Source organism: Pseudomonas idahonensis (assembly GCF_037903935.1).
Classification (GTDB): domain Bacteria; phylum Pseudomonadota; class Gammaproteobacteria; order Pseudomonadales; family Pseudomonadaceae; genus Aquipseudomonas; species Aquipseudomonas danubii.
Genome location: NZ_CP149586.1, coordinates 5,612,591 through 5,629,780, shown reverse-complemented (window position 1 = coordinate 5,629,780; position 17,190 = coordinate 5,612,591). Strand labels below are relative to the sequence as shown.

The 17,190-nt window shown below is 61.7% G+C and carries 12 protein-coding genes, 1 pseudogene and 1 riboswitch; of the genes and pseudogenes, 7 read left to right on the top strand and 6 right to left on the bottom strand.

The window, feature by feature from the left end:
• The first annotated feature begins 27 nt into the window (after positions 1–27).
• On the top strand, positions 28–648 hold the full coding sequence (locus WIN67_RS25375; protein WP_110596342.1) for an SOS response-associated peptidase: 621 nt from the start codon (positions 28–30) through the stop codon (positions 646–648).
• Between the two features lie 100 nt (positions 649–748).
• Here WIN67_RS25375 and WIN67_RS31225 read toward each other — a convergent pair whose 3' ends face one another.
• Positions 749–1,492 carry a methyl-accepting chemotaxis protein gene (locus WIN67_RS31225; RefSeq protein WP_372820917.1) on the bottom strand — a complete coding sequence of 248 codons (744 nt, stop codon included), beginning with the start codon at positions 1,490–1,492 and terminating at the stop codon, positions 749–751.
• 111 nt (positions 1,493–1,603) lie between these two features.
• Positions 1,604–1,801, bottom strand: a pseudogene (locus WIN67_RS31220) (HAMP domain-containing protein); the annotation flags it as partial.
• Positions 1,802–3,164: 1,363 nt separating this feature from the next.
• Between WIN67_RS31220 and WIN67_RS25365 the strand changes: the two are divergent.
• A complete protein-coding gene (locus tag WIN67_RS25365; protein ID WP_339071743.1) occupies positions 3,165–3,983 on the top strand; it encodes a M48 family metallopeptidase in 819 nt (272 codons plus the stop codon).
• A gap of 84 nt (positions 3,984–4,067) precedes the next feature.
• Here the strand turns inward: WIN67_RS25365 and WIN67_RS25360 are convergent, their stop codons facing one another.
• From WIN67_RS25360 to WIN67_RS25350, 3 genes are all read right to left on the bottom strand, one after another.
• Positions 4,068–4,652, bottom strand: coding sequence for a TMEM165/GDT1 family protein (locus tag WIN67_RS25360; RefSeq protein WP_102860988.1), 585 nt, complete (start codon positions 4,650–4,652; stop codon positions 4,068–4,070).
• A 91-nt stretch (positions 4,653–4,743) separates the two neighbouring features.
• A riboswitch (yybP-ykoY riboswitch) is annotated at positions 4,744–4,867 on the bottom strand.
• 50 nt (positions 4,868–4,917) lie between these two features.
• A complete protein-coding gene (locus WIN67_RS25355; protein WP_110652237.1) occupies positions 4,918–5,916 on the bottom strand; it encodes a class I SAM-dependent methyltransferase in 999 nt (332 codons plus the stop codon).
• Between the two features lie 31 nt (positions 5,917–5,947).
• Entirely contained in the window at positions 5,948–6,913 is a 966-nt protein-coding gene (locus WIN67_RS25350) for a 2-hydroxyacid dehydrogenase (protein WP_110596345.1), read from the bottom strand.
• 84 nt (positions 6,914–6,997) lie between these two features.
• On the opposite strand from WIN67_RS25350, the gene WIN67_RS25345 reads away from it, so the two are divergent.
• The 5 genes from WIN67_RS25345 to WIN67_RS25325 all read left to right on the top strand — a co-directional run bounded on the left by WIN67_RS25345 (position 6,998) and on the right by WIN67_RS25325 (position 16,147).
• Complete coding sequence (locus WIN67_RS25345; RefSeq protein ID WP_102860289.1) at positions 6,998–7,627, top strand: LysE family translocator; 630 nt, start codon at positions 6,998–7,000, stop codon at positions 7,625–7,627.
• Positions 7,628–7,798: 171 nt separating this feature from the next.
• Positions 7,799–9,481, top strand: a complete 1,683-nt coding sequence (locus WIN67_RS25340; RefSeq protein ID WP_102860290.1) for a fatty acid--CoA ligase — start codon at positions 7,799–7,801, stop codon at positions 9,479–9,481.
• Positions 9,482–9,818: 337 nt separating this feature from the next.
• Positions 9,819–11,711 (top strand): DUF1302 domain-containing protein, encoded by a 1,893-nt coding sequence (locus WIN67_RS25335; RefSeq protein ID WP_306383191.1) that lies wholly within the window; start codon positions 9,819–9,821, stop codon positions 11,709–11,711.
• A gap of 30 nt (positions 11,712–11,741) precedes the next feature.
• Positions 11,742–13,106 carry a DUF1329 domain-containing protein gene (locus tag WIN67_RS25330; RefSeq protein ID WP_115580891.1) on the top strand — a complete coding sequence of 455 codons (1,365 nt, stop codon included), beginning with the start codon at positions 11,742–11,744 and terminating at the stop codon, positions 13,104–13,106.
• A gap of 308 nt (positions 13,107–13,414) precedes the next feature.
• Entirely contained in the window at positions 13,415–16,147 is a 2,733-nt protein-coding gene (locus WIN67_RS25325) for a LuxR C-terminal-related transcriptional regulator (protein WP_102860293.1), read from the top strand.
• A gap of 90 nt (positions 16,148–16,237) precedes the next feature.
• Here WIN67_RS25325 and WIN67_RS25320 read toward each other — a convergent pair whose 3' ends face one another.
• Positions 16,238–17,140: a LysR family transcriptional regulator gene (locus tag WIN67_RS25320; protein ID WP_102860294.1), complete on the bottom strand. Its 903-nt coding sequence runs from the start codon at positions 17,138–17,140 to the stop codon at positions 16,238–16,240.
• Between the last annotated feature and the right edge of the window lie 50 nt (positions 17,141–17,190).

The window sequence follows — 17,190 nt, the reverse complement described above, 5'->3', positions numbered from 1 at the left end:
CCGATTTGCCGAGAGTTGTATTGCCCCATGTGTGGACGTTATGCCCTGTTTCGTTGGAACCCCGCTTTTGCCGCCTTGCCGGGATTTCCCGAGGATCAGCGCGCGCAGTGGAATATATCGCCCAATGATTCGGTGCTGATCCAGCGGGCCGAAAACGGCCAGCGCACTCTGGCTCGGGCCCGTTGGGGGCTGACCCCGCCCTGGCTGACGGACCTGTCGCGTACTCCGGCTCATGCCCGGGCGGAAACCCTGGCGGAGCAGCCGATGTTTCGTCAGGCGTTCCGTGAGCGCCGCTGTCTGTTACCGGCCAACGGCTTCTATGAATGGCGCGGCGGAAGTCGTAAACGGCCTTATTGGCTGACGCCGGGTGAGGGTTCGTCGATCTTCTTTGCCGCGATCTGGGAGGCCTATCCGGTACAGGAACAGGTCTGGCTGAGTACTGCGGTGGTGACTCAGGCGGCTGCCAATCTGCGTCGCCCGTTGATCCTGGATGCCGCCGCCCAGGAAGTCTGGCTCGATCCCGAGACGCCGCTACCTGCCTTGCAAGCCTTGCTCGCCCGCCCACCCGCCGCGTTGCGCGAGCGGGTCCTGGCCAACCTGGTCAACGACCCCAAGCTCAACGGCCCCGAGTGCCTGACCCCCGCCTGATTGGCTGGCAATAGAAGCTGGCTTGCCGGCGAAAGGGCCTTGAGCCACCTTCGCCGAAAGCCGGCTCCCAAGAGGGATGGAGCGGCGGCGTGCTGCCGGATTAAACCTTGAACTGATTGATCAGGCGCCGTTGCTGTTCGGCGAGCTTGGTCAGCCCGGCGCTGGCGGCGCTGGACTCATCGGCACCGCTTGCTACCTCGTTGGCCACCTGGCCGATGTTGATCACGTTGCGGTTGATGTCCTCGGCCACTGCGCTCTGCTCCTCGGCGGCGCTGGCGATCTGGGTGTTCATGTCGTTGATCACCGATACCGCCTGAGTGATGGTTTCCAGAGCCTGGGCTGCCTTGGCCGCATGCTCCACGCTTTGGTCGGTCTTGTGCTGGCTGTCTTCCATGACCCGCACCACTTCCCGGGTGCCCTGCTGCAGTTGCTGGATCATCGACTGGATTTCTTCCGTGGCCTGCTGGGTCTTCTGGGCCAGATTGCGCACTTCGTCGGCGACCACGGCAAAGCCGCGGCCCTGTTCGCCTGCTCGTGCCGCCTCGATCGCTGCGTTAAGGGCCAGGAGGTTGGTCTGCTCGGCAATCCCACGGATGGCAATAAGAATGGCGTTGATGTTCTCGCTGTCCTTGGCCAGGGTCTGCACCACGCCCACTGCGCGGCCGATTTCCTCGGCCAGGGCGCCAATCGAGCTGGAGGTGTCGCGCACGATCTGCATGCCCTGGCTGGCGGCCTGATCGGCATGACTGGCCGCTTGCGCAGCCTGGGTCGCATTGCGGGCCACGTCCTGGGCGGTGGCGGTCATTTCATGCACTGCCGTGGCCACTTGGTCGATTTCCACCATCTGTTTATGTACGCCCTGGTTGGTGCGAATGGCGATATCGGCGGTGTGTTCCGAGGAATCGCTGACGCTTTGCACCGAGGTCACCACTTGGCTGATCATTGCCTGCAGCTTGGCCAGGAAGGTGTTGAACCCTTTGGCGATGGAGCCCAGCTCGTCGGCCCGGTCGCTGGTCAGGCGCCGAGTCAGGTCACCTTCGCCCTGGGCGATATCATCGAGCATGGCCACCATCTGCCGCAGTGGACGTGCGATGCCGTGTCCCACCAACCAGATCACCAGCAGGCCGAGGCCAGCAATCACCAAGCCGACCATGGCCATGCCAAATGTGTCGGCCTTGCGCTGTTCGGCTAGGTCGCCTTGCAGCTTGTCCAGATCGGCCATCACCGCCCCCAGGGGCAGTTGCAGCATCAGCGTCCAGTTGGCATCGGTCTGGCCGATACCGAACGGCAGGTACAGGGCAATCTGGCCGTTGGCCTGGTCGACGTTGTAGGTCACTTCGCCGCGCTTGAGGTTGGACAGTCTGGCCACGGTGTCTTGGCGCAGCACGTCGCTGACTTTCTCGCCGAACTTGCTCGAATCCTTGGTGTAGGCCACCAGACGGCCGTTGCCGCCGATCAGGGCCATTTCCCCGGCACCGTTGTAGAGCTTCTGATTGGCCGCTACCAGCATGTCCTGAATGAAGTTCACCGACAGGTCAGCGCCGACGATGCCCTGGAATTTGCCGTTGAGCAGGATGGGCTGAATAAAGGAGGCGAGCATCACCACCTTGTCGCCGACCTTGTACGGAGCGGGGTCGATGACGCAGGACTTGAGGCTGTCCTGGGAGCACAGGTAGTACTCGCTGGTACGCACGCCGGTGGAGAGCAGGGTCCGGTCGTTGACGTCGGCCAGCTTGTCCAGGCCCAGGCTGCCGTCTTCGTTGCGGAACCACCAGGGCAGGAAGCGCCCGTTGGCGGCGTCCATGCCTACCACCGAGGTGCCGATGTAGGCCGCGTCGTTGTGGTCGATGGCGCCCGGCTCCCAGGCGATGTAGGCGCCGAGGATCTTCGGATTCTGGGTGACGTTCTCCTTGATCAGGGCGATCAGCTGTTCACGGTTCAGGCTGAGTCCGGCATGGCCTTGGGAGTCCTGGGTGCCCATCAGGGCATTGACCCGCACCAGGCCGCCGGCAATCAGCAGTGGCGCTTCCAGTTCCCGTTGGATCTGGCTGACCTGAGTCTGCGCCAGGCCGCTCAGGCGCTGTTCGATGACTTGCTCGAATTGGGCCTGGGTCCGTTCCTGCACCATTTGCTGGGTCTTGGCCCCGGAGAACAGGGCGTACAGCACCAGGGCTACAACCACGCTGAGGACAATGGCACCGGCCAGGGCGGCGACGGAAAACTGGATCGACTTGAACTTCATAGAGGCTCCGGGCGCAGGAATTTAGGTCTGCCGTGCTGTATCGGCCGCAGCCTCACCGGTCATTAGCCTGGAGAGGAGAAATGACTGTTTCAGATGGTTAAAGGTCGTTATTGACGGGGGCGTGTTGCAGGCCGTTGGCGGCCTTGGGCGGTATGTGAAGTTTTTTCGTCAGGCTCTGGATGTATCTGAATTGCGACTGAATGCGTGTTTTGCATCTGGCGCGGACACAGTTCCGCCCTTAGGATACGCGCCATGTTTTCAGGGAGGTTTCATGATGAAGAAGTCGTTACTCGTATGTGCATTGAGCGCTGCTGTGCTGCTGACCGGCTGTGAAACGGTCAATACCACCAGCGGTGGCGTGGTGGGTGTGGATCGCAAACAGTCGATGTTCAGCATGGTGTCCAGCGCTGAAGTCAACCAGTCCTACGCCCAGTCCTATCAACAGACTCTGGGTGAGGCCAGCAGCCAAGGCGTACTGGACAAGACCAGTGCCAATGCCAAGCGCCTGCAGGTCATTGCCAATCGCCTGATTGCCCAGGCACCGACCTTCCGTCCCGACTGCGCGCAGTGGAAATGGGAAGTCAACCTGATCAAGAGCGACGAGCTCAACGCCAACTGCGGTCCTGGCGGCAAGATCATTTTCTATTCCGGGCTGATCGAAAAACTGAAACTGACCGACGATGAAATCGCTGCGGTCATGGGTCATGAAATTGCCCACGCCCTGCGCGAGCATGGTCGTGAAGCGATGTCCAAGCAGTACGCGGTCGGTGCAGGCAAGCAAATCGCTACCCTGTTAGGTGTCTCGCAGGAAACCGTAGCCCTGGGCGACAACGGGGTGAGCCTGCTGATGACTCTGCCCAACAGCCGCGAGAATGAAAACGAAGCGGACCTGATTGGTCTGGAGCTGGCTGCCCGCGCCGGTTACAACCCGAACGCGGCCATCAGCTTGTGGAACAAGATGGGCCAGGCTGCCGGTGGTTCTGCGCCGCCCGAGTTCATGAGTACTCACCCGGCTTCCACCAGCCGTATCGCCTCCCTGCAGGCGGCGATTCCAAAGGTGATGCCGTTGTATGAGCAGGCCAAGAAGTCCTGATCCATTGCTTCATTTGCGCTGACGCTTTCGCCGGCAAGCCGGCTCCTGCAGGTTGTGTAGGAGTCGACTTGCCGGCGATTTCATTTACAGCCAGCCACTGATCTGCATGGCCTTGTACACCGCCACTACGGCGAGGATGAAGAAGGCCGTCGCCGCCAGGCGACGAATCAGGGTCAGGGGCAGCTTGTCCGCGGCGAAGTTACCCGCCAGAACCACCGGCACGTTGGCAATCAGCATGCCCAGGGTGGTGCCGATGATCACCAGCCACAGATCCGGATATTGCGCCGCCAGCATGACGGTAGCGACTTGGGTCTTGTCGCCGATTTCAGCCAGGAAGAACGCGATCAGGGTCGTGAGGAAAGGCCCGAACTTGCGTGCGGTAGTGGCTTCATCGTCATCCATCTTGTCTGGAACCAGGGTCCACAGGGCGGTGGCGGTGAAGCTAGCGGCGAGAATCCAGTGCAGGGTCGCGTCCGAGAAGAAGCTGCCGAACCAGGCACCTACCGCGCCGGCGGCCGCATGGTTGGCCAGGGTCGCGGCGACGATGCCGGCGATGATGGGCCAGGGTTTGCGAAAGCGCGCGGCAAGAATCAGGGCGAGCAGTTGCGTCTTGTCGCCGATTTCGGCCAAGGCAACAATCGCGGTGGGAACGAGGAGAGAATCCAGCATCATCAGGGTTTTCCTAAGGGGCGGGTCGACACGGCTATGACACGTACAGCCTTCCCGCCCCGGGTAAGGTGTGCGTGTCATAGGTCTTGTCAAACCCTGCGGTCCGTCTGTGCGGACTCTTGGGTCGCATGCGCCATGGTCTGAGGACCAAGTATGTTGACGCATGCCGGACGAGCGTGGCGCTCGTGGGAGACTACTCCCCTAGGACGGAGCGGATTCTGCCTAGGCAAACTCCATTCGGCAAGCCTTGTTTGCGAAAAGAAGGTCAGCCGCGTTTGGCCCGATAAATCCGAAATCCCTGGCCTTCGGCCTTGATTGCGCAGGGTCCAAGGTGCTCTTCGATCAGGGGTTGGTAGCGCAGGAAGCTGTTGGCTACTACCCGTAGTTCGCCGCCTTTTTGCAGATGTTTGGCCGCTTTTCGCAGCAGGTTTTCTGTGGCTTGGTAATCGGTGTGGACCCCGGTATGGAAGGGGGGATTGGTCAGAATGCAGTTCAATTCCATGGGCGCGGCATCAATCCCGTCGCCGGTCAGTACCTCGGCTTCAAGACCGTTGGCGGCCAGGGTCAGGCGACTGCTGGCGGCGGCAAAGGCGTCCACATCCAGCAAGGTCACGCTGTTGTCCGGGTAGCGGCGCTTCACTGTGGCCCCCAGCACCCCGGCGCCACAGCCGAAGTCCAGCAGGTGGCCGGCGGGCAAGTGATCCAGATGCTCCAGCAACAGCGCGGTGCCGCGGTCCAGGCGCCCGTGGCTGAACACTCCCGGCAGGCTGACGACCGTCAATGGACCTTCGGCCAGGGGCAGTTCGTATTCCTGGGCCAGACTCTCCAGCGCCACCGGTTCGGGAGCGTTGGCGACCGTGACCTGCCACAGCTGGCAGTGGCGCGCGCTGTCGAGCTTGCGCGGTTTGCCGAAAGGGTTGAGTTGTTTGGCGGCGCTCTCCACGCCGCTGCGCTTCTCGCCCACCAGATACAGCTCGCGTCCGGCCAGGCGTGAGGCCAGGGCGTTGAGCAGGTAGTCGGTGAGGTCCTTGGACTTGGGCAGGAACAGCACGGCGCTGTCGAAGGATTCTGCCGGTGCTTCTACGCCAAAGTGGCTGCGGCCTGGAAAGCGTGCCTCCAGGGCTGCGTGGTCACCGGCGTGCCAGCTCCAGCCACGGGCATTGGGCAGACGCCCGAGCAGGTCATCCGCGGTCAGGCCGGCCAGCAGCAGTGAGCCTTGAAACAATTGAGCCTGGCGTAACAGTACTTCACTGCGTGTGTCCATGATCCGCACCCGAAAAAAGTGGCGAAGTTTATCAACTCACGACACGCAGTGGGGCGCCGCTGAAGAAGGCTTGGGCATTTTCCGTCAGTTGCCCGACGATTCGCTGGCGAGCTTCGCGGCTGCCCCAGGCGTTGTGCGGGGTGACGATCAGGCGTGGGATATCACCGGCTAGCAGTGGATTGCCGTTCACCGGCGGTTCGACGCTCAGGACGTCGGTGGCCGCACCACCCAGATGACCACTGCGCAGCGCATCGGCCAGGGCCTGTTCGTCAATCAGGCCGCCGCGGGCGGTGTTGACCACCAGGGCGCCGGGCTTGAGCAGGGCCAGTTCCCGGGCACCGATGAAGTTTCGGGTGTGTTCGTTGAGTGGGCAGTGCAGGGTCAGGGCATCCACTTGTGGCAGCAGTTCCTCCAGCGGCAGGCGATCCGGTCGAGCCGGGCGTCCGGGGATCTGCCCCAATACCACGCGCATGCCAAAGGCTTCGGCCAGGCGTGCCACGGCGCTGCCCAGCTCGCCATTGCCCAGCAGACCCAGGGTCTTGCCCGCCAGTTCGATGATGGGGAAGTCCAGCAGGCAGAACTGCTTGGCCTGTTGCCAGCGGCCGGCGGCCACGGCTTGTTGGTAGTCGGCAACCCGAGTGGCGAGATTGAGCAGCAGCATCAGGGTGTGCTGGGCCACCGACGGAGTGCCATAACCCTGGCAGTTGCTGACGCTGATGCCTTGTTGGCGGGCAGCGGCCAGATCGACATTGTTGGTGCCGGTGGCGGCCACCAGGATCAGTTGCAGATCAGGGCAGGCCGCCAGGGTCTCGGCGCTCAGGGCCACCTTGTTGCTGATGGCGACCTGTGCACCCTGCAAGCGCTCGGTCACTTGGTCCGCGGGGGTGTGGGCATGCACTTGCAGGGGGCTGAAGCACTCATGCAGCGCACTCAGATCCAGGTCGCCCAGGTCCAGTGAGCTGTGATCGAGGAAGACGGCGCGGCGATTGTTGATCATGAACTGTACCTTTTGCACGAGAGATCTAAGGCGTAATCTGCCGAGCCTAACAGATGAAATAATTAGACATACACAGGAGCCTGCATGTACCTCACCGAGTTCTTGACCGTTGCCCTGATCCACTTGCTGGCGGTGGCCAGCCCCGGCCCGGACTTTGCCGTGGTGGTGCGCGAAAGCGTCACCCACGGCCGCCGCGCCGGTACCTGGACTGCCCTGGGAGTGGGCTGTGCGATCTTCCTGCACGTGGGTTACTCGCTGCTGGGGATCGGCCTGATCGTTTCCCAGTCCATCGTGCTGTTCAACGCCCTGAAGTGGTTGGCGGCGGCGTATCTGCTGTACATCGGCTACAAGGCCCTGCGTGCTCAGCCGGCCAAGCCGGCGGCGGACGACCTGCACAAGGAAGCCGGAGAGCGTACCGCGCGCGGTGCCTTTACTTCCGGTTTTGTCACCAATGGCTTGAACCCCAAGGCGACCCTGTTCTTCCTCTCGCTGTTCACTGTGGTGATCAACCCGCACACGCCCCTGGCGATCCAGGCCGGTTATGGGGTGTATCTGGCGGCGGCCACCGCTGTCTGGTTCTGCCTGGTAGCCATGCTCTTCAGTCAGCAACGGGTGCGTGCCGGCTTCGCCCGCATGGGGCACTGGTTCGACCGCACCATGGGCGCGGTGCTGATCGCCATCGGCGTGAAACTGGCCTTCACCGAGATGCATTGAACACTCTCCCCGGACAGGGCACGCAGGATCTCCTGAACCGCGCGAATACTGGCCTGGAGCTAGTATTGGTGCGGCCCTGCAAATCATCCCTTTGGCTGATTTAGCCGGCGCACGGGAACTTTAGAGTGGTCATCCTCCAGTCACGACCGAGCCGTCAGAAAAGGGATTCTTATGTTGCAGACTCGTGTTATTCCCCCCGCCGAAGGCGCTTATCAATACCCGCTCCTGATCAAGCGGTTGCTGATGTCCGGCGCGCGCTACGAGAAAACCCGCGAAATCATCTATCGCGACCAGTTGCGCTACACCTATCCGACCCTGATCGAGCGGGTGGCGCGTCTGGCCAATGTGTTGACTGCGGCCGGGGTCAAGGCCGGAGATACCGTGGCGGTGATGGACTGGGACAGCCATCGCTACCTGGAGTGCATGTTCGCCATCCCGATGATCGGTGCGGTGATCCACACCATCAACGTGCGCCTGTCACCGGAGCAGATCCTCTACACCATGAACCACGCCGAGGACCGCTTCGTGCTGGTCAACAGCGAGTTCGTCGGTCTGTATCAGGCCATCGCCGGGCACTTGACCACGGTGGAGAAAACCCTGCTGCTCACCGACGCACCGCAGAAGACTGCCGAACTGCCGAATCTGGTGGGCGAGTATGAGACCTTGCTGGCCGCCGCCAGCCCCCAGTATCAGTTCGAGGACTTTGACGAGAATTCGGTGGCCACCACCTTCTACACCACCGGCACCACCGGCAATCCCAAGGGGGTGTATTTCACCCATCGGCAACTGGTGCTGCACACCATGGGCGTCTCCACCATCATGGGCTCCATCGACAGTGTGCGCCTGCTAGGCACCAACGATGTGTACATGCCCATTACGCCGATGTTCCATGTGCATGCCTGGGGGCTGCCTTATGTGGCCACCATGCTTGGGCTCAAGCAGGTCTATCCCGGGCGTTACGACCCGGAGTACCTGGTGGAGCTGTGGCGCCGGGAGAAGGTCACCTTCTCCCACTGTGTGCCGACCATCCTGCAGATGGTGCTCAATGCCAAGGCGGCCCAGAACACCGATTTCGGTGGCTGGAAGATCGTCATCGGCGGCAGTGCGCTGAACCGTGCGCTGTACGAGGCGGCCAAGGCCAAGGGGATTCAACTGACGGCCGCCTACGGCATGTCGGAGACTGGTCCGCTGGTGTCCTGCGCCCACCTCAACGATGAACTGATGGCGGGCAGCGAAGACGAGCGCACCACTTACCGGATCAAGGCCGGGGTGCCAGGGCCCTTGGTGGAGGCAGCGATTATCGATGCCGAGGGCAACTTCCTGCCGGCGGACGGTGAGTCCCAGGGCGAGCTGGTGCTGCGTGCGCCCTGGCTGACTGAAGGCTATTTCAACGAGCCGCAGAAGGGCGCCGAGCTCTGGGACGGCGGCTGGCTGCACACCGGCGACGTGGCGACCCTGGACAGCATGGGGGTGATCGACATCCGTGACCGGATCAAGGACGTGATCAAGACCGGTGGCGAGTGGATCTCCTCCCTGGACCTGGAAGACCTCATCAGTCGCCATGCGGCGGTACGTGAAGTAGCAGTGGTGGGCATCGCCGATCCACAGTGGGGCGAGCGCCCGTTTGCCTTGCTGGTGATCCGCGAAGGCCATGAGATTGGTGCCCGTGAGCTCAAGGAACACCTCAAGCCGTTCGTGGAGCTGGGGCACCTGAGCAAGTGGGCGATTCCCAGCCAGATCGCCCTTGTTACTGAAATTCCCAAGACCAGCGTTGGTAAGCTCGACAAGAAGCGCATCCGCGTCGACATCAGCGAATGGCAAGCCAGTAACAGCACCTTCCTCTCCACGCTTTGAGCGTCCTCTGCCGTGCCCGTCCGGGCACGGCATGCCCATCCGACAAGCCTTTGCCTTGTGCTCACGAGATTTTCAGCCATCCTTACCGCGCCGTCTTTCAACGGTTGTGGCAAAGGACTGTTCCAATGCGGTGGTCGGCTGCAAATCACACTTTAGAGGGATCAAGCAGTAATCCCTGCTGGATATAGTCCGCCTACGGATTTTTCTGAACAACGGAGCACTGTGGGGTGCTCGCGCCATGCAACTTCGGAACCGGGCAAGTGTTCATCCAACCGGTATTCGAAGCGTTTTCAGAAGAGCGTACTGCCATAAAAATAATGCACATGGAGTAGCGTCGATGACATCAGCAAACCAGTTCTGGCGCCGGGCGAAACTGCCCCTGGCCGTCGGTCTCGCCTCCACGCTCGCCGGGCCTGCATTCGGCGTCAGCTTCAATATCGGTGAAATCGAAGGCAGCTTCGATTCGTCCCTGTCGGTGGGGGCCAGTTGGTCGACCGCCGGACGCAACAAGGACCTGATCGGGGTCAACAATGGCGGCAAGGGTCTGTCCCAGACCACCGATGACGGCCACTTGAACTTCAACAAGGGGCAGACCTTCTCGAAGATCTTCAAGGGCATTCATGACCTGGAATTGAAGTACGGCGATACCGGTGTGTTTGTTCGTGGCAAGTACTGGTATGACTTCAAGCTCAAAGACGAAGACATGGACTTCAAGAACATCAGTGACAACAACCGCAAGGAAGGCGCCAAGTCCTCCGGCGGTCAGATCCTCGATGCCTTTGTCTATCACAACTACTCCATCGCCGATGAGCCGGGCTCGGTGCGTTTGGGCAAGCAGGTAGTGAGTTGGGGTGAAAGTACCTTCATTGGTGGCGGTATCAACTCGATCAACCCGATCGACGTGTCGGCATTCCGCCGTCCCGGTGCCGAGGTCAAGGAAGGGTTGATCCCGGTCAACATGTTCTACATCTCCCAGAACCTGACCGAGAACCTGTCGGCCGAAGCTTTCTATCAATTGGAATGGGACCAGACCGTTACCGACAACTGCGGGACCTTCTTTTCGCAGCCGGACAACATTTCCGATGGCTGTGACGACAATCTGCGTCTGCTCGCCAAGCGTTCGACCATCACCGCCACGGCCCCGGGCCGGGCGGCCCTGGCGGCGATGCAGGCTCGTGGCGTCGATGTCAATGAAGAGGGTGCGCTGGTGCGTCGCAGTGGCGACCGCGATGCCCGTGACAGCGGCCAGTTCGGTGTGGCTTTCCGTTACAACTTCGAGCCGCTGGACACCGAGTTCGGCGCCTACTTCATGAACTATCACAGCCGTGCGCCGATCTTCAGCGCCACCGGTGCACCTCGGTCGGCCTATACCATCGCCCCGGGCTTTGGCACGTTGGCGCCGGTGTGGATTGCCGGTAACTCGAAGTACTTTGTCGAGTATCCGGAAGACATCCGCCTGTACGGGCTGAGCTTCTCCACCACCTTGCCTACAGGGACCGCCTGGAGCGGCGAACTGAGTTATCGGCCGAATGCGCCGGTTCAGTTGAACAGCACCGATATCCTCTACTCCGCTGTCCGGCCTCTGGGAGGCAACTTCACCAATGCTTCCTTGCTCGATGGGATTCCTGGACAAGACCTTCATGGCTATCGCCGTAAAGAGATTACCCAGTTCCAGACCACCTTCACGCACTTCTTCGACCAGGTCATGGGTGCCAGCCGCCTGACCCTGGTAGGCGAACTCGGGATCACTCGTGTGGGTGGCCTGGAGAGCAAATCGGATGTGCGTTATGGCCGCGATCCCGTGTTCGGCCCTGGTGCCCTGCCTGCCACTCCCGGTGGACAGAACAGTTGCCGGGTGCTCAATGCCGCCACCATTGCCGGCGCAGGCCCAGGAGCCGATGCCAGTAACCTCACTTCCAACTGCAACAACGACGGCTTCACCACCGCCACCTCCTGGGGTTACCGCGGCCGGGCGATCTGGGAATACCCGGATGTATTCGCTGGTGTGAACCTCAAGCCGAACGTGGCCTGGTCCCATGACGTCAAGGGCTACTCGCCAGGTCCTGGCGCCAACTTCGAGGAAGGCCGCAAGGCCATCAGCCTGGGGCTGGATGCCGAGTACCAGAACACCTACACCGCGAGCCTGGCCTACACCAACTTCTTTGGTGGTGACTACAGCACCGTGGATGACCGGGACTTCCTCGCCTTGAGCGTTGGCGTGAACTTCTAAGCACACTGCATTTTCAGGAAGAACAACAATATGAACATCACCAAGAGTCTGTTGCACATCGGTGTGCTGGGACTGTCACTGCTGGCCACCGGGGTCATGGCCGCGGTCTCGGCCGATGAAGCGGCCAAGCTGGGCACCAGCCTGACGCCGATGGGCGCGGAAATGGCCGGTAACGCTGCCGGTACCATTCCCGCCTGGAAACCCCTGGCAACCAACGCCGGTACCGTGGACAGCAAGGGTTTCCTGTCCAACCCATACGGCAGCGAGCAGCCGCTGTTCACGATCACGGCGCAGAACGTCGAGCAGTACAAGGACAAGTTGGCCCCCGGGCAGTACGCGATGTTCAAGCGCTACCCGGAAACCTTCAAGATGCCGGTTTACCCGTCTCATCGCGGGGCCACGGTGCCTGCTGAGGTGTTCGCCGCCATCAAACGCAATGCCACCAACACCAACCTGGTGTCCGGCGGCAACGGCCTGGAGAACTTCGAAACCGCGATTCCGTTCCCGATCCCGAAAAGCGGTGTGGAAGTCATCTGGAACCACATCACCCGCTATCGCGGTGGCAGCGTGACCCGTCTGGTGACCCAGGCCACGCCACAGGCCAACGGCTCCTACAGTCTGGTGTACTTCCAGGACCAGTTCGTGTTCCGCGACAAGATGAAGGACTACGACCCGAAAAACCCGGGCAACATCCTGTTCTACTTCAAGCAGAAGGTGACGGCCCCGGCGCGTCTGGCCGGTGGCGTGCTGCTGGTCCACGAAACCCTCGACCAAGTGAAGGAGCCGCGTTCGGCCTGGGTCTACAACGCTGGCCAGCGTCGTGTGCGCCGTGCCCCGCAAGTCTCCTATGACGGCCCGGGTACCGCCGCCGATGGTCTGCGGACTTCCGACAACCTGGACATGTACAACGGTGCGCCGGATCGCTACGACTGGAAACTGGAAGGCAAGAAGGAGATGTACATCGCCTCCGACAGCTACAAGCTCGACTCGCCGAGCCTGAAGTACGCCGACATCATCAAGGCCGGGCACATTAACCAGGACTTGGCTCGCTACGAGCTGCGTCGGGTCTGGCATGTGGTCGCCACCTTGAAGGAAGGTCAGCGGCACATCTATGCCAAACGTGACTTCTATATCGACGAAGACACCTGGCAGGCTGCGGTGATCGACCACTATGACGGTCGTGGTCAACTGTGGCGTGTGGCCGAAGCCCATGCCGAGAACTACTACGACAAGCAAGTACCGTGGTATGCCCTGGAAACCCTCTACGACCTGCAGTCCGGCCGCTACCTGGCACTGGGCATGAAGAACGAAGAGAAGCAGGCGTATGACTTTGGCTTCACCGCGACCACCAGCGACTTCACTCCAGCCGCCTTGCGTCAGGACGGGGTTCGCTGATCCGCTGCAAATAGAGGCCGCATCCTCGGAAATTGCCCCGACTGGCTCGGGGCTTTTTTTTGCCTGGAAGATTGTGGATTCGCAGATATGCACAACAATCTAGGCTGTTGCGGCAGGCTTTCTCCAGGTGAATTAGTAGGTTGCCGGATAAACAACCGAAATAACGACTGATCAATCAGCTGTATCTGACCCATTTGGTCATAGTCTTTTTCACTCGAATGGTCGCAAAAATCTTCAACAGGTCGCTTTTTACCGCTAGTCTGCGGGCATCTGCTACGCCGACAACCCTACATCAATAAGAGTTGGCCATGACTGAGCTGTCCCCCCTTCAACGGTCTGCCAGCGCGGTGATTCCTGCGTTGGAAGGGCGTTTCTATCGACCCCCTCTGCCCGACGGATACGTGCAGCGGCCGCGTCTTTGCGAGCGCTTGAGTGCCGGGTTGAAGGGCAGGCTGTTGCTGGTCAGTGCGCCGGCCGGGTTCGGTAAGAGCTCGTTGGCGGTGGAGTTTTGCCAGGGCTTGCCGGGCAACTGGCAGAGCCTATGGCTGGGGTTGAGCCGCCGGGACAGCGATCCCGGGCGTTTTCTCGAACGCTTGCTGGCCGGTTTGCAGCAGTACTTTCCCCAATTGGGCCGGCAGTCTCTCGGTCTGTTGAAAATGCGCCAGCGCCATCAGCCTTTCGCCTTTGAAGAGTGGCTGGATGGCTTGCTGGACGAACTGGCGCTTCACCTGTCTAGCAGCAGGCCGTTGTTGCTGGTCCTGGACGACTATCACCTGGCCCAGGGGCCGGTGCTTGATCGTTGCTTGCAGTTTTTCCTCAATCACCTGCCCGACGGCCTGCTGGTGCTGGTCACCAGCCGCCAGCGTCCGGATTGGCATCTGGCGCGGCTGCGACTTTCACGACAGTTGCTGGAGCTGCATGAGCAGGATTTGCGCCTGACCCATGACGAGTCCCTGAGCTTGTTGGACCGCCACAGCAGTTCCTTGCGCGGCGAGGCTCTGGAAAGTCTGATCCAGCGCAGCGAGGGCTGGGTTGCCGGGCTGCGTTTCTGGCTGTTGGCAGCGTCCGAGGCTGGTGCGTTGGGCACCTTGCCTCAGGGACTGCATGGGGGCGAAGGGCTCATCCGCGACTACCTGCTGGAAGAGGTCATCGACTGCCTGCCCGCCGAGGTCCAGGCATTCCTCTATGACACGGCGCCCCAGGAGCGCTTCTGCGCCGAGCTCTGCGACGCCCTGCGCGAAGCGCATGACAGTGCCGAGATCCTGGGTTTCCTGCAGGCTCACCAAGTGTTCCTGGTGCCATTGGACGAACACGGGCACTGGTATCGCTATCACCATCTGTTTTCCGATCTGCTGCGTACCCGACCCACGGCCAATACCCTGGTGCCGGCCGCCAGCCTGCATTTGCGTGCCTGTCGTTGGTTCAACGCTCAGGGGCTGCTGGATGAAGCCGTGGAGCAGGCGCTGCGTGCCGGACACCTGGATGTGGCGGCCAACCTGGTGCAGAACCTGTCGGAGGAGCAACTGCTGGCGGAGCAGAATGTCGGCATGCTGCTGCGCTGGAAGATGGACCTGCCCGACAGCCTGCTGATCAGCACACCGCGGCTGATCGTGCTCTACAGCTGGGCCCTGGGCCTGGCCTGCCAGTTGGACGCGGCAGAGGAACTGGCGGATCACCTGAGTCGTTTCCTGCCGGCGCCTTCGGCCACTGCGCAAAAGTCGATGCTGGCGCAATGGCTGGCCTTGAGCGGGATCATCGCTCGCGGGCGGGGCCAGCGGGAACGGACCCTGGCCTACTGCGGCGAGGCTCTGGAAAGCCTGCCGCACAAGCGTTACGGACAGCGTCTGATGTGTCTGTCGACCTTGTCCAACCTGGCGATTACCGACGCCGACCTGTGGCGCGCCCGCAGTCTCAATCGCGAATCCCTGGAGTTGGCGCAGCGGGTCGGCAATCCGCTGTTCGAGGCCCTGGCCCATTACGATCGGGCCCGGGTTCTGCAGGCGCGGGGCGAGGTGCTCAGAGCGCTGGAGGAGGTGCACCAAGGGCTGCGACGGCTGCAGGGACTGTCGGCTCAGCGGCTTTACGCGGTGCGGGCCCGGCTGACCCTGTATGAAGGTTATCTGCTGACGCTGCGTGCCCAGCCTGAGGCCGGCCTGGTGCGTTTACAGGCCGGGTTGCTGGAGGCGCGGGCCTGCCGCGACATCAGCGTGTTGATCGCCCATTGCGTGATCGCCAAGCAGGAAGGCCTGCGGAGCGAGTTTTCCCGGGCCTTTGCCGAGTTGGCCGAGGCCGAGCGCCTGATGCATATCTGGGACGTGCCGCCGATCTACTACTTGGCGATGATCACCTTGGTGAAGTGCGAGCTCTGGCTGGCCCAGGGCCGCATCGACCTGGCCGAGGCCTGGCTGGCGCGTCTGGGCCAGACCTACACTGGAGAACAGGCTGCGGCGCCGCCGGAGTTCCATCCGCAGTTGCCCTTGCACATCGAATTGCAGCAAGCCCAACTGGAAACCATCAAGGGCGACTCCGCCCGGGCCGAACAGCGCTTGAGTCGATTGGTGGAGCATGGCCAGCAAAGCGGTCGGCAGTTGTTGAGCGTTATGGCCCTGACCCAGAAAACCCTGCTGTTGCTGGCGTCCGGGCGCGGCGCAGAGGCACGACGGGACTTTGCCCAGGCCCTGGAAGCAGCGGTGGGGGGCGCAGTGCAACCTTTCGAGAGCTTGATCCGCAGTCACCCCTGCTGGATGCGCGAGCAATTGCAGCACTGTGTGTCGACCGCTTTGACCCAGGCTCTGTTGCAGCGTTTGCCTGCTGCCCCCCGTGAGCTTCCCGAGGCGGCTCATAGTGAGTCGTTGAGTTCCCGGGAGTTGTCGGTGCTGCAATTGATTGCTCAGGGGTGTTCCAATCAGGAAATCAGCGAGCGCTTGTTCATTTCGCTGCATACGGTGAAAACCCACGCCAGCCATATCAACAGCAAGCTGGGGGTTGAGCGACGTACACAGGCAGTGGCACGGGCCCAGGAGTTGGGGTTGCTGGGGTAGGCGCTACTCTGCCGGCCAGGGCTTGTAGCGGTCGCGTCGTGGTCGGCCGACCGGCTGCAGCTGCGCCGTGATACAGCGTCGGGCCCGGGGTTATCGGGCCAGGTGCTGTTTGCAGTAATCGGCGAACAGGCGCGCCGGCTTGGTCAACTGGCCACGCTTGAGCCAGGCCGCCACCAGGCCGGAGCCGGTCACGTCCTCGACAATATCCACGCACACCACCGGCTTGCCGTCGTAGGAGCACTGGGAGTGGGGGCGGGTTACCAGAATCGAAAAGCCGAAGCCCTGGCCCACCATGCCCCGCACCATCTCGATGGAGGGCGAGCTGAAGGCGATCTGTGGCGTCAATCCCAGTTCCTCGAACAGGCTGACGAAGTAGGTCCGGCTCGGTTGCACATCCAGCAGGATCATTGGTTCCAGGCTCAGGTCACGCAGTGAAACCTGGGCCTGCTGGGCGTAGCGGTGGTCGGCGGGAAGCAACGCATAGGGCCGTTGCGGTGGCATCAGTGGTTCGGTTTCGATGGTGCCGTCCAGTTCGTGCTCGTACAGGATCACCAAGTCGAACGCACCGCCGGTCAAGCCCTGTACCAGTTCCTGCTGTTCGCCATCGCGGATGCGGATTTCCACCCCGGGATACAGGGCACTGAAGCCGGCGATCAACTGCGGCAGATACAGCGGTGCCACGGTTTCAAAGCAACCGATGTCGATCTGTCCGGCCACCACGTCGTTGTCCGCCAGGGCGTTCTGCTCGAACTCCTTGGCCATGCGCAGCAGTTCCTGAGCCTTGCGGTAGAAGCGTGCACCACTTGGGGTCAGGGACACACCCAGGGCGTGGTGGCGGATCAGCAATTGCACGCCGAAGCTGTCCTCCAGGCCCTTGATGGCGGTGGAGATCGACGGCTGGGCGATATACAGCTTGCGTGACGCTTCAGCGACGCTGCCGCATTCGACGGTGGTGATGAAGTACTTGAGTTGACGCAGATTGTAGGCGGCCACAGCGAACCTCGTTCTGATCCGGCTCTAGAGTGCACTGCGAAAGATGCAGC

Excerpts from the sequence above, each read along its gene's own strand:
- WIN67_RS25375 (WP_110596342.1), top strand. The coding sequence starts at position 28 with ATGTGTGGACGTTATGCCCTGTTTCGTTGGAACCCCGCTTTTGCCGCC.
- WIN67_RS31225 (WP_372820917.1), bottom strand. The coding sequence starts at position 1,492 with ATGGTGGAAATCGACCAAGTGGCCACGGCAGTGCATGAAATGACCGCC.
- WIN67_RS25365 (WP_339071743.1), top strand. The coding sequence starts at position 3,165 with ATGAAGAAGTCGTTACTCGTATGTGCATTGAGCGCTGCTGTGCTGCTG.
- WIN67_RS25360 (WP_102860988.1), bottom strand. The coding sequence starts at position 4,652 with ATGCTGGATTCTCTCCTCGTTCCCACCGCGATTGTTGCCTTGGCCGAA.
- WIN67_RS25355 (WP_110652237.1), bottom strand. The coding sequence starts at position 5,916 with ATGGACACACGCAGTGAAGTACTGTTACGCCAGGCTCAATTGTTTCAA.
- WIN67_RS25350 (WP_110596345.1), bottom strand. The coding sequence starts at position 6,913 with ATGATCAACAATCGCCGCGCCGTCTTCCTCGATCACAGCTCACTGGAC.
- WIN67_RS25345 (WP_102860289.1), top strand. The coding sequence starts at position 6,998 with ATGTACCTCACCGAGTTCTTGACCGTTGCCCTGATCCACTTGCTGGCG.
- WIN67_RS25340 (WP_102860290.1), top strand. The coding sequence starts at position 7,799 with ATGTTGCAGACTCGTGTTATTCCCCCCGCCGAAGGCGCTTATCAATAC.
- WIN67_RS25335 (WP_306383191.1), top strand. The coding sequence starts at position 9,819 with ATGACATCAGCAAACCAGTTCTGGCGCCGGGCGAAACTGCCCCTGGCC.
- WIN67_RS25330 (WP_115580891.1), top strand. The coding sequence starts at position 11,742 with ATGAACATCACCAAGAGTCTGTTGCACATCGGTGTGCTGGGACTGTCA.
- WIN67_RS25325 (WP_102860293.1), top strand. The coding sequence starts at position 13,415 with ATGACTGAGCTGTCCCCCCTTCAACGGTCTGCCAGCGCGGTGATTCCT.